Genomic DNA, 12,890 nt, shown 5'->3' on the forward strand with positions numbered 1-12,890 from the left:
AGGTGATGAGTTTAATCGTAATTATTACGAATTGTATTGACTGTTTTTCTAATCGTGGTTATTATCGTACTTGAGTATAAATCGTAATCATTACTATTTACAAACTGGGGGATGTTATGAGTAGAAAGACGGTTATCTTTATCGCGTTGTTGATCATTGCGTGTTTGTCGCTAGCGGGTTGTAGCGGCGGAAAGGCAGGAAGCGCGGACGGCGCCGACCTCGGCCAAGAGTTAACTTACGCTACCGCGAAGGATATTAACGATATGAATCCCCATTTGTATACGGGCTCCATGCCGGCGCAAGGGATGGTCTACGAGTCGCTCGTAGAAAATACGAAGGAAGGGATAAAGCCTTTGCTTGCGGAATCGTGGGACATCTCCGAGGACGGCAAGGTGTATCGTTTTTATTTGAGGAAAGGCGTGACGTTCCATGACGGAGAGCCTTTCAACGCGGAAGCCGTCAAGCGAAACATCGAAGCCGTCCTACAGAATCGAGAGAAGCATGCTTGGATCAAACTATCGACTATGATTACGAGCTGCAACGCAATCGACGAGCATACGGTCGAATTGGTTTTATCGGAACCATACTATCCGACATTGCTAGAGTTATCGATGACGCGGCCGTTCGTCTTTCTTTCGCCGAAAGACTTCGTCGGAGGGGAAACGAAGAACGGCGTGAACGGACATCATGGAACAGGTCCTTACGTATTAACGGAACATAAAGCGGAGCAATATGCTGTGTTCGAGGCGAACGAAAGCTACTGGAACGGCGCGCCGCGCGTGAAGAAGATTACGGCGAAAGTTCTTCCGGCGGGCGAGACGACGTATTTGGCGCTGCTGAAAGGCGAAGTAAATTTCGTGTTTACGGACGATCGAGGGGCGGACAGTATCGACGTGGAAGCGATGGACAGCTTGGCAAGCTCCGGGGACTTCCAGTTCGTTCGAAGCGAGCCGATGAATACGAAGATGATCGTGGCGAACAGCAGCAAAGCCGACAGTCCGGTGAAGGAAACAGCCGTTCGCGAAGCGCTCTGGTATGCAGTCGACCGGGACACGATCAGCGAGCGCATCTTCAACGGAACGGAAACGGCGGCCGACACCTTATTCGCATCTAACGTCAATTACGCGAACGTCGAACTTCAGCGCCGCGACTTCGATTTGGACATGGCGGAAAGCATTCTTGAGCGTTCCGGTTGGTTGTCGGGAAGCGACGACGAAGTTCGAGTCAAGGACGGGATTCCGTTGTCCATGAGTCTATACTATGACGTCAATTCTTCGTCCCAGAAGTCGCAAGCGGAATTTATTCAAAGCACGGCGAAGCAGATCGGAATGCAGCTGGAGCTCGTCGGCGAGGAATCATCTTCGATCGCGAATCGGAGATCGACCGGCGACTATGACCTACTGTTCAATCAAACTTGGGGGCTGGCTTACGACCCGCAAAGCACGATTGCAGCGTTTACTTCCGAAGCTTCTTATCTACATACGACGAGCGGCATTGCGAAAGCGGAGGAGTTGTATGAAAAAATCGGTCAAGTGACGGTATCCACGGAGGAGGCCGCGCGGAAATCGTTATATGCGGACATCTTAACGATCGTTCACGACGGAGCGGTTTTCATCCCGATCACGAACGGCAGCGTCACGGTCGTGGCGCCGAAAAATCTGCAAGGCATCACATTTAAACAAACGCAATTCGAACTTCCGTTCGAGAACATGTATTTCGAATAGATCGACAAATAAAGAGGGGAGCCGACCCCTTTTTATTTTTGCGGATGGAGGATAGCGATGAGCTTTTATAGGTTCAAAAGGGTTCTTCTTTCGATTCCGTTGTTCTTGGCGGCTTCGTTCTTCACGTTCATTCTCATCCACTTATCGCCCATGGACCCGGTCGAAGTCGTATTGCATGCGCAAGGCGTGCCGAAGATTACGGCAGAGTTGATCGCCCAAACCAAGGCGGAGCTCGGCATGGACCGCCCTTTCTTCGTTCGATACGTCAGCTGGTTCGTCTCCTGCCTGCAGCTTGATTTCGGAAATTCTTATGTGACGGGAAAGCCGGTGTGGTCGTTGTTGGGGCCGGCACTTCTGAACACGTTGAAGCTGACGCTCGTTTCGCTCGTTGCGATCATTGCGTTGTCCATCGGACTTGGGGTTGCCAGCGCTTGGAGGGAAGGGAGATTCGTCGACCGGTCGGTGAGAAGCGCGTCTTTCGTTCTAACCTCGATGCCGACGTACTGGTTAGGAGCGCTAATGATTTGGTTTTTCTCCGTAAAGCTTGATTTGCTGCCGACCAGCGGGATGGACTCGTTCAATAGCTACCTGTTGCCGGTCGTCTTGATCACGGTCAACTATGCAGGCATTTACTTCAGGATCGTTCGTAGTTCCGTGCTGAGCAATATGAACGAAGATTATGTCTTATACTGCAGGGCATGCGGGTTGCCGGAGAAAACCGTCATGATGCATGTCATAAGGAATTCGCTGCAAGTAGCCGTTTCGGTTTTTTGCATGGCGGTCCCGATCATTCTCGGAAGTACGGTCGTAGTCGAAAACCTGTTTGCGTGGCCGGGGCTAGGAACGCTTAGCGTGAACTCGATCCTCGCCAGGGATTTTCCGATCATCCAAGCGTATGTTCTCGTCTTGGCGGCAGCCTTCGTCCTGTTCAACACGGTTTCCGACATTTTGAACGCGGCTCTCGATCCTAAATTAAGGAATGATCTGTAGATGGCACTCTTAAGAAACGTACTAAGAGATCGTCTAGCTTCGATGTCTTTCAGTGTACTTGGCGCGGTTATGATCCTAGGGATTTTAGCTCCGGTTTTCGCGCCGCACGATCCCTACGAAGTGCATATGGAGCTTCGCTACGCATCGGCTTCATGGGAGTATTGGCTAGGGAACGACCACTTGGGGCGGTGCATCTTATCCCGGATGATCTACGGTATTCGCCCCAGCGTGTTATGGGTATTCGCTGCGCTTGTCTTGTCCGTCGGGCTTGGAGCCGCCCTGGGTTTTCTTGCGGGATATTTCAAAGGAACGACGGATGCCGTTTTGATGCGAATTTGTGATGTAATGCTTTCGTTCCCCGGCTATGTTATGACCCTGGCCCTTATCGGCATATTGGGCGTAGGCCTCGAGAATATTTTAATTGCGTTTCTAATACTCAAATGGGCTTGGTTTACACGGATTATCCGCACTTCCGTCATGCAGCATGCCGAAGCGAACTACGTTACATTCGCTAAAATCGCTGGGGTTAGCGATGCCAAAATTATGTTGAGGCATCTTGTTCCGGTGACGCTTCCCGATATCGCGGTCATCGCTAGCAGTTCTTTCGGTACGATGGTACTTCAAATTTCGGGGTTCTCTTTCCTAGGTTTAGGTATCCAAGCTCCGAATGCGGAGTGGGGGATGATGTTAAACGAGGCCAGAGCGGTTATGTTCTCAAAGCCTGAATTTATGTTTGTGCCCGGATTCGCGATCATCGTTGTCGTATGCTTCACCAACTTCTTGTCCGATGCGCTTCAAGTTGCGTTAGATCCCAAGTTAATGGCTGCGAAACGGAAACCTCGAGGATGGTTTTCAGTTCAAGTCGGGAAGTTGGAAAGAAGAGAGGGGGCATAGGTTACATTGAATATTTTGGAAATCGAGAATCTTACGGTTTGGGAACGAAGCACCGGGAAGGTGATCATTCCGGGGAATTCATTTGCAGTAAAACAAGGAAGCTGTTTAGCGATCGTCGGGGAAAGCGGGAGCGGGAAGTCCGCAACCTGCAGGGCGATCATGAGATTGAACAAACCGGGACTCGTTCAGGCGGGGGACATCTACTTCAAAGGAGAGAACCTCGCCGCGCTCCCGGAGAAAGAAATGAGGAAGAAGAGGGGGAAACGGCTTTGCATGATTTTACAACATGGAATGCGCGCTTTCGACCCTTCATGCGTCGTAGGCGTCCATCTCAAGGAAACGCTCGCCGAACATTTCGACTGGAGCCGCAGCGACATCGTGGAAAACATGAAGCATGCGATGGAAACCGTCATGCTGAAACATCCGCTGGACATCATGAATTCTTATCCGCATCAACTGTCGGGAGGCATGCTTCAACGGGTCATGATCGCACTGGCCATCGTCCTGGAGCCTGACGTCGTCATCGCCGACGAACCGACGACGGCCCTCGATACGGTGTCTCAGTTCGAAGTCGTGGAACAGTTTATCCGGTTACGGGAACGGCTCGGGAACGCGATGATATTCATTTCGCACGATCTAGGCGTCGTTCGAAAGCTCGCCGACGAAGTGTTGGTAATGAAGGGCGGAAGCATCGTCGAGCAGGGGACGAGCGAGGCAATCTTCAGGAACGCAAGACATGAGTACACTCGCTACTTAGTGTCTACAAAGCTGGCGTTGCAGCAACATTTTCAGCGACTTATGGGGGTGTAGACGGTGCTGAGCGTTGATCGCGTCAGTAAATGGTATCGCGTAGGCGGGCTGTTTTCGCAAGAACGAAAGCAGGTGCTTCACGATATCTGTTTCGAGTGGAAGCCTGGGGAATGTTTAGCCGTCATCGGAGAGAGCGGAAGCGGGAAGTCCACGTTAGGTCGGTTGCTCTTGGGGATTGAGAAGCCGGATCGAGGAACGGTTCGATTCAATGGGAAAAGCGTAAGCGATCGGAAGACGAGAATCGGGAACGTCAGCGCCGTATTTCAAGACTACACTTCTTCCATGAATCCATATTACACCGTTGAGAAAGCGCTCCTCGAGCCATTGTCGATGCAACGGCGGGAACGATCGGACATGCAACGTAAAATCGATTCCCTTCTGTGCCAAGTCGGGTTAAACCCTTCCTACCGGGACAAGTATCCGCATGAGCTGTCGGGAGGGGAGGCGCAGCGGGTGTGCATTGCGAGAGCCGTTGCCGCCGAACCGAGTTGCATCGTATTCGATGAAGCCGTCAGCTCGCTGGATGGATCCGTACAAATTCAAGTGTTAGAACTGCTAAACGATTTAAAGAATAGCTTTGGGATGGGGTTTATCTTTATCACTCACGATATCGAGGCGGCTGCTTACTTATGCGACCGAGCGATGTTCCTTCGCAGCGGACGCGTGGAAGAGATCGTTAGCGTGAAAGAGCTGAAGAATGTCCAATCCTCGTATGCAAAAAAACTGTTGCAGATGATGATTACGTAACGATGACGGAAGGAGCCTCAAGGGTGAAAGGAGCACTATCTTGGCCTTTTTTGCGGTTATACGTATTGACCCTCTTGTACTTCAGCGCGAATGCGATTCTGAACGTTATGATCCCGTTAAAGGGCGAGTCTCTGGGCGCTAACAATACAGCGATCGGCGTTATTATGGGCGCGTATTTGTTCACAACGATGTTTTTTCGGCCGTCGGCAGGGCGCTGGATCCAAAAGTACGGACCGATGAAAGTACTGCGTACGATATTGCTAATTAACGCCTTCGCCTTAATGTTATACAGCTTTACCGGATTAGAGGGGTACTTCGCGGCTCGAGTTCTCCAAGGAATTTGCACGGCTTTTTTCTCGATGGCGCTGCAGTTGGGCATTATCGACGCTTTACCGGACAAAGATCGATCTCAAGGGATCTCCATGTATTCTTTATGTTCTTACTTGCCTGGAATATTCGGTCCGTTGTTGGCGCTAGGCATGTGGCAAAATGGGGGCCCATATGGATTTTCTCTTGCGATGGTTGCGATCGCTGTCGGAACCGGCGTAGTCGGGTTCACCGCGAAAATGGACGGGAACAAGTCGGAAGCGAGAGCGGTTCCGGCGGGGCAGGTACCAATGTCGGTGGCGAAGTCTTTCGGCGAATTGTTCAAAAACCCGCACTTGTTCCGATGCAGCGTCCTGATGTTGACGGCCTCCGTCGTATTCGGCGCGGTGACGACCTTCGTTCCTTTGTACGCGGAGCAGGTGAAGCACGGAAGCGCAGGCGTCTATCTAATGATTCAAGCGGGAGTCATTGTTTTGTCCCGTTTCTTCCTAAGGAAGAAGATCCCTTCCGACGGGAAGTGGCATTCCCGCTACGTCATGGGGGTGATGCTTCTACTGACCCTAGCGGCGCAAAGCGTAAGCTATTCGGCTGCGGCGGGCGTCGCCTTCTTCTATGCGGGGGCTACGCTCATGGGGGTTGCTCAAGCGCTTCTTTATCCGACGCTGACCACATATTTATCTTTTGTTTTGCCGCAGGCCAGCCGCAACGTCTTGATCGGGTTATTCATCGCTACGGCGGATTTGGGCGTTTCGATGGGGGCGATCCTTATGGGTCCGATTGCCGACCTCAGTTCGTATTCGTTTATGTACACTGTATGCGCCATTCTCGGCGTGTCGGTGATCGGGTTCGCCTACATGCGTAACGACATGTAGTTTTATGCAACTATTGACCCGATGAAACTCATGGAAACGACGTTGGTGTCGAACTCGGAAATTATGGAATATGTTATAAATCATCGGAGGGATTACCCTTGAGAGTCATCGTTACTTTGGCATGTACGGAATGTGGCGATCGGAATTACACGACGTCGAAGAACAAGAGGACGCACCCGGGGCGCTTGGAAATGAGAAAGTACAGTCCGCGTTTGAAAAAATATACGATCCATCGCGAAACGCGGTAAAAATCAAAAACTAGGAGCATTCGAATCCCGAATATGGACCGAATGCTCTTCTTTTATTAAGTAGTAATACGGGAGGTAGCGGTTATGACATCTCATCATCCGTTGTCCGGCGACGAGTTGACGATCAGCCGACATGCGGCTCGCCTCTGGCTTCGGAGGGAGGAGGAATTGCTTCCGTCGCTGCAGTATATAAGGAGCATTAACGTAATCACCGAGTTTTCTTGCGCTGGGGTAAGCCTTAAGGATGACCCGGAGGATCACTCTTTGTACGCCTATGTTTACAATCATCCATTCGAATGAAACGCGGCGATTTCTTGAGTACCCGATGGATCGAATGCGACACCGAATTCTTATAACATATGAACCCGAACGCAATCGGTACGACCTGTCTTCGTTTTTCATTGCGCACAACCGATCCTTCTGCTTCTTGCTTGCGCGATACGCTCGACAGTACGCGCTTGAATCAGCGGAATCAAGAATGACACGATTTACGCTCCACCTTATCCTACATATGGGTTATAATGGGGGCGTTGGTCACCATATACGAGGGCGGGATCGATAATGAATCTGGCAGGGATCGATAAAGATTGGGTCGTCGAGAAGATCGAATTCGCAAAGCTTCATGGGGAACGGGCGCGCAGCGCCGGGGCGAACGCCAGACTAGGCGTTCACGGCAAAGCCTGCGAAGTGAGTCTCGTTCGAATTACGATCGACGGTAAGACGGCGTATGGCGCCTCGCATATCACGAAAGAACAGGCGGAGAAGTGGAAAGGGAGGAACGTTCGCGGCTTCTTCGGCGAGAACGGGAACATCCTTGAGCCTTATCGAATCGGTCTCGAATATCCGCTATTGGATTGGTTAGGACGCAGGTGGAATCAACCGGTGTACGAGCTGGTCCAGGGAACAAGCAGTCCGTCCCCTGGCGGGTTTGCCGTTCCATGTTACGACACTTCTCTCTACTTCGACGATTTGCATCTTACCGACGACAAGGATGCGGTAAAGCTCATTCAAGAAGAAGCCAAACAAGGATACGCGAAGGGTCATCGTCATTTCAAAATCAAAGTCGGCCGCGGCGGGATGCATATGCCGCTGACGGAGGGGACGAGACGGGATATCGCGATCGTGGAGGGCGTCAGGGAAGTCGCCGGCCCGGACGGCAAACTGATGATCGACGCGAATAATGGGTACAATCTCAACCTGACAAAGCAAGTGCTGACCGCTTTATCGGGCGTCGGGTTGTATTGGATCGAAGAAATGTTCCACGAGGACAATGAATTGTACAAAGACTTAAAATTGTGGCTGAAGGAACGGGATCAGAAGGTGCTGATCGCGGATGGAGAAGGGTATGCCTCCCCGCGCTTGGTCGATTGGGCCACGCAAGGGTACGTAGATGTGCTGCAATACGACATTATCCATCCGGGCTTTACCCATTGGCTGGAGCTCGGCGCCAAGCTGGATGAACATGGTTTGTTTACGGCGCCTCATTGCTATGGGAACGCCTACGGCATTTATGCAACGGGGCATCTATCGGCCGCCATCAGAGGGTTTCAGTTCGTGGAATGGGATGACATTACGATCCATGGGATGGACGCCAGCGCGTATTCCGTGAAAGAGGGGAAGTTTTACGTTCCGCCGAAAGCGGGATTCGGACTAGAATTCGACGACGATCTGTTTACCTATCAAGTCTCCCAAGGCGGATGGATTGTTGAATAGTTGCACCGGAAGGAATAATAGCAGTCGACCGCCCCGGCATGACCGATGAAGGGCATTTGCGTGAGCATCTATTTGCAAAAGGGAAGTGGCATGATTCTTATCAATATTCCATGTAACAGCTTGCGATCATTTTTCGTAAGCTGTTATTTTTTTGTGGGATTGACATGGTATAAGTTGCTATATAGACTTTAAATGAGTCAGATGTAAATCAGTTAAGGGGGTTGATTATTATCAGAAGTCTGATTATTCGAATGATATGCATTTCTCTTGCCGTTAGCGTGGGGATTACCTGGCATCCCGGGTCTACCGCAGCAGCCGACGCCAGCGCTATGACACCTCCTCAAGTGCCGAATGCAGGGTTTGAATCTATCGTAGAGGAATTTAACATTCCCGGATGGACCCAAGTTTTTGGCGATGGAATTGAAGATGTACATTACGAGCTCTCGAATGAGGATCCCTATGAAGGAGGGGCATCGTTACTTCTCGATGATAACAATTCTTCCGCTGGATTGGGTTTTGAAAGCGATCCATTTCCGGTGTCGCCCGGCATGTTCTACTTGGTATCCTCGATGATGAAGGTGGAGCGGGGTTCGGTCGGAATGTATATTCAACTTTATAACGAAGCCGGCGATAAAGTTGCCGAGAAAGGGATGTGGACAGCCGCAGTCAGCGGGGAATGGGTAAAGAGCGAAATAAGCGGCCTTGTGCCCGACGACGCAGCGACAGCGAAAGTCCTCGTGTACTCGTCGGCTTCCGGAAGAGCGAGGGGCTATATTGATTCAATACATGTAGAGCTTAAGCCTTGGGTTGAGAATGCCGGATTCGAAGGAGCGCAAACAGGGGCATCGATCCCGGGTTGGTCCCAAGTGTTCGGCACGGGGGAGAAAGATGTATATTACGAGGTTTCTTCAAGCAGCTACTATGAAGGGACCAAGAGTCTGCTCTTGGACGACAACAACGCTGCGGTTGGGCTTGGTTTTGAAAGCGCTGCGATCAAAGTCATTCCTTCCGTGAACTACTCATTATCGGTAATGACGAAAGTAGATCGCGGGGCGCTTGGTATTTATGCGCGTTATTATAATTCCTCGGGCGTCAAAATCGGAGAAACGGGCAAGTTTGTGTCGAACAATGCATGGGAGAATCAGTTGATCGGCTTCACGCCGCCTGTCGGCACAGAAGCTGTAAGGATTCTCATTTATTCTTCCGCTTCGGGCAGAGCCCGCGGCTTTGCCGATGCCGTTCAAATCGTCCGAACGACGCCTTCGATCGGGAATGAAGGCTTTGAGTCGGATGCGGTTCGAATGATTCCTTCGGACTGGACGCAGACGTATGGAGCGGGGGAACAGAACGTGTCGTTCGAATTATCCCAAGCGAATCCGTACGAAGGAGCAAGGAGCTTGCTTCTGGACGATAACAGCGCCACCTCGCTCCTGGGCTTCGAGAGCGCTCATTTTCCAGTGGAACCGGGTGTAAGCTACTCCGTCTCCGCCATGCAGAAGGTAGAGAGGGGATCCTTGGCGCTTTATGCACGCTTCTTCGATGAAACCGGCGCTATGATTGCAGAATCGGGTAACTGGATGGTGCCAACAGACGGACATTGGGCAAAAAGCGCCGTATCTGCAGTAGTCCCCGCCGGAGCGGTGACGGCTAATGTCTTGATTTATTCCTCCTCCACCGGAAGGGCCAGGGGATATTCCGACGCCGTGCGCGTGGAACTGAATCCGATCGGTACGTTCGAGAACATCGGAGCTGTCGTGGAAGGAATGATTAACGAAGACGCTGCGATCGGGGTTGAGGATGAACTCGCCGTTATCTACACCTTGTTCAAAGGAAGGGGCGAGGTGCCGGCCACGTTCGCCGTGATCGACGCTCTGACGCGGGAGGTGCTCCGATCCTTCCCATTGCCCGACGTTGAAGCCGCTTGGGGGGTGAAAATCGCTACGGACGGAAGAGTCTATATCGGGACGCATTACGACGGGGGATTATACCGGTATACGCCCGGCACGAAAGACTTTGAGTATTTGGGGCGCTTCGGGAATGAGACGCATGTTTTTTCGTTAGCAGCGGGAGCGGACGGGAAGATGTATGCGGGGACGTACCCGGGGGGGCGCTTGTTTGAGTATGATCCCGTCGAAGGGGTGATCCGCGATCTAGGGCAGCCGGACCCTGAACAGAGGTATGTCCGCTCGTTGGCTTACGACGCGAGTCGGGACGTCTTATATGTTGGGGTTGGAGGGACGAAGAGCCGCGTATTCAAAAGGAGTTCGGACGGTTCGATGGAAGAGCTGCTTGCGGGACGAATTCCTGGAGGAGGGGATACGTATACTTGGCCGTACGGAATATCCTTCGCCGCGGATCGCTTGTTCGTGAAGTTCTCGAATGGGGATCTCCTTATCCTTCGCGCCGAGGACGATGCAGTAGAATATTACGATCCTCAAGGCATGGATATCCATTCCGAAAGGGCGATCGAGGTTCCCGATCAACCGGGCCGCGCATTATTTTCCTATAACACCGATTATTATGTATACGATTCCGGAACCGTTTCTTTCGAAAAGGTGACGGGAGTGGAGGGCGGAACGAATTTCTGGGACGGGAAGTTCGTTGAATTGGGCAGTCCCGATTGGCCGGGGCTTACGTTTGTAGCCGCCGGAAGACACGGAAATATTGAATACTACAACGCTGCAACCGGAATCGCTCATGCAAAGCCTGCTTCATATAGCGCGCCAACCTTGATTCAAAGCATTCATAACGGTCCTGATGGAAAAATTTACGTGGCCGGGTATATGTCCGGGTTCACGGCATATGACCCTATTGTCGGAAGCCTCTCCGAGACGAATACACTGGGTCAAGTCGAATCGTCGGCGATACGCGACGGACATATGCTGTTGGGTGCCTACGCCGGGTCCCGAATTCTAGACTTCGATCCGACGTTGCCTTGGTCGGAATCCAATCCGACCCAGCTATTTGATCTAAGGCCGTACGCACAGGACCGTCCGTTCGCGATGCAGTATGCGGAGGACCGGGATCAACTGTTCGTCGGGAATGTGCCGGTTCCAAGCTCGCTGCAAGGCGCATTGGCCGTCTACGATTTTCAGTCCGACGAGCTGGAAGTCATGGGGAATTTGATTCCCAATCAGAGCATCGTATCGCTGCTCTATAAAGACGGGCTGCTGTATGGAGGCACGACCATTTTCGGAGGGCTTGGAACGAGCGGTCCGGCGGAGCAGGAAGGAAAGCTTTTCATTTATGACCCGGAAATCCGGGAAGTCGTGTTTCAAACGGTTCCCGTCCAGGGGCGCAAAGGAGTGACAGGTTTAAACGTCGGACCCGACGGATTGATTTGGGGAGTGGCGGAAGACCATATTTTTACGTTCGACTCTGCCTCGAGAAAGATTGTGTCGAGCATCGCCAAGCTGCGCCGGTATAAAGAAGGCGGCACGGTCTGGACCTATGGATTTTTGCAGCCAGGACTGGATGGAAACATGTATGGTACATCCCGAGGTCAATTTTTTATGGTGAAGCCGGAAACGATGGAGTTCATGCTGCTGAACGGGAACTATGGAAACTATTTGCAGCGCGATGATTATGGGTCGTTTTATTTTTCCGACAATAGCTCGGATCTTTGGAAATATACGCCGCCTTACGGTGAAAATATGATGGAGTTGCTTACTGCGTTAAAATCCGCAAGAAACAAGCTCCAAGCGACAACGACAGGCGAACAGATCGGGCAGGTGCCGATCGCGCCGAAGCAGGCGTTGCAGAACGCCTGGGATGCAGCGAACAACGTAAAGAGCGCCTTATATGACGACCCGCAGGCTATTCGTTCAGCTACGGACGCATTGAACGCGGCAATGGTTCAGTTCGACTTGGCGATTGTCACATTACGGGACGTAGCGCTTCATGCGGATAATACGGAAACGATTCGCGGAGAGAGCGTCACGCTATCCGTGTACGGTATCACAAGTTTAGAGACGCCGGCGGATGTAACGTTTTCCGAGATCGAGTACAAAACCGTCGATCCCATGGTTGTCGATGTTGCGCCGGACGGGACGGTTACCGGCAGAGCGGCAGGTACGGCTGCAGTATGGGCCGAGGCGGTGAGCCAAGGCGTCAAGTATACGACCTCACCTATAGAAATCCAGGTCGTTGTTAGCGCAGAGTCGATTCGGGCATGGATCGATATTTACGAAGGCGACGGGCAATTGAAACATGCCTTGGCGCAACAGCTCCGGGCAAACCTAGAGCAAGCTCTTCATCATAAAGAGATGGGGAATATGGAACAGTCTTATAAACATTTGGACGATCTCGTAAAGCATCTGAACAATCCGGAGAAGAACTCCGCCGTTGAAGAGGTCGCTAAAGCCACGTTAGAAGAGGACGTGGCGGCGCTTAAAGCAATTTGGTCAGAATAAACTTGATGTATTAACGAGGAAGGAAGCCGAGTTTGACGGCTTCCTTCTCTTGATTTTGCCTATTCTAATGAAATGCAATCGAATAGAAAGTTTCGACTTTATGAATATACATATTTAAAAAGTGTGCGAAATATTATATTGTATAACCAAGGG

Annotated in this window: 10 protein-coding genes; all 10 read left to right on the forward strand. The window is 51.6% G+C overall.

Annotated features, from left to right (window positions below; genetic code table 11):
* The first annotated feature begins 116 nt into the window (after nt 1-116).
* The 10 genes from cntA to FE782_RS10815 all read left to right on the forward strand — a co-directional run bounded on the left by cntA (nt 117) and on the right by FE782_RS10815 (nt 12,737).
* On the forward strand, nt 117-1,724 hold the full coding sequence (cntA, locus tag FE782_RS10770) for a staphylopine-dependent metal ABC transporter substrate-binding lipoprotein (protein ID WP_138194096.1): 1,608 nt from the start codon (nt 117-119) through the stop codon (nt 1,722-1,724).
* A 57-nt stretch (nt 1,725-1,781) separates the two neighbouring features.
* Complete coding sequence (gene opp1B, locus FE782_RS10775) at nt 1,782-2,714, forward strand: nickel/cobalt ABC transporter permease (RefSeq protein ID WP_138194097.1); 933 nt, start codon at nt 1,782-1,784, stop codon at nt 2,712-2,714.
* A complete protein-coding gene (cntC, locus tag FE782_RS10780) occupies nt 2,715-3,608 on the forward strand; it encodes a staphylopine uptake ABC transporter permease subunit CntC (RefSeq protein WP_138194098.1) in 894 nt (297 codons plus the stop codon).
* Between the two features lie 6 nt (nt 3,609-3,614).
* Nucleotides 3,615-4,418: a staphylopine uptake ABC transporter ATP-binding protein CntD gene (gene cntD / locus FE782_RS10785; protein WP_138194099.1), complete on the forward strand. Its 804-nt coding sequence runs from the start codon at nt 3,615-3,617 to the stop codon at nt 4,416-4,418.
* A gap of 3 nt (nt 4,419-4,421) precedes the next feature.
* On the forward strand, nt 4,422-5,165 hold the full coding sequence (locus tag FE782_RS10790) for an ABC transporter ATP-binding protein (protein ID WP_138194100.1): 744 nt from the start codon (nt 4,422-4,424) through the stop codon (nt 5,163-5,165).
* A gap of 23 nt (nt 5,166-5,188) precedes the next feature.
* Complete coding sequence (cntE, locus tag FE782_RS10795; RefSeq protein WP_138194101.1) at nt 5,189-6,364, forward strand: staphylopine family metallophore export MFS transporter CntE; 1,176 nt, start codon at nt 5,189-5,191, stop codon at nt 6,362-6,364.
* A 98-nt stretch (nt 6,365-6,462) separates the two neighbouring features.
* Entirely contained in the window at nt 6,463-6,612 is a 150-nt protein-coding gene (gene rpmG / locus FE782_RS10800) for a 50S ribosomal protein L33 (protein ID WP_138194102.1), read from the forward strand.
* Nucleotides 6,613-6,696: 84 nt separating this feature from the next.
* A complete protein-coding gene (locus FE782_RS32585; protein ID WP_202914510.1) occupies nt 6,697-6,912 on the forward strand; it encodes a hypothetical protein in 216 nt (71 codons plus the stop codon).
* Between the two features lie 261 nt (nt 6,913-7,173).
* On the forward strand, nt 7,174-8,325 hold the full coding sequence (locus FE782_RS10810; RefSeq protein ID WP_138194103.1) for an enolase C-terminal domain-like protein: 1,152 nt from the start codon (nt 7,174-7,176) through the stop codon (nt 8,323-8,325).
* A 221-nt stretch (nt 8,326-8,546) separates the two neighbouring features.
* Nucleotides 8,547-12,737 carry an FIMAH domain-containing protein gene (locus FE782_RS10815; RefSeq protein WP_138194104.1) on the forward strand — a complete coding sequence of 1,397 codons (4,191 nt, stop codon included), beginning with the start codon at nt 8,547-8,549 and terminating at the stop codon, nt 12,735-12,737.
* The last annotated feature ends 153 nt before the right edge of the window (nt 12,738-12,890 follow it).

Origin of the sequence: Paenibacillus antri, from assembly GCF_005765165.1 — a bacterium.
GTDB classification, from domain to species: domain Bacteria; phylum Bacillota; class Bacilli; order Paenibacillales; family YIM-B00363; genus Paenibacillus_AE; species Paenibacillus_AE antri.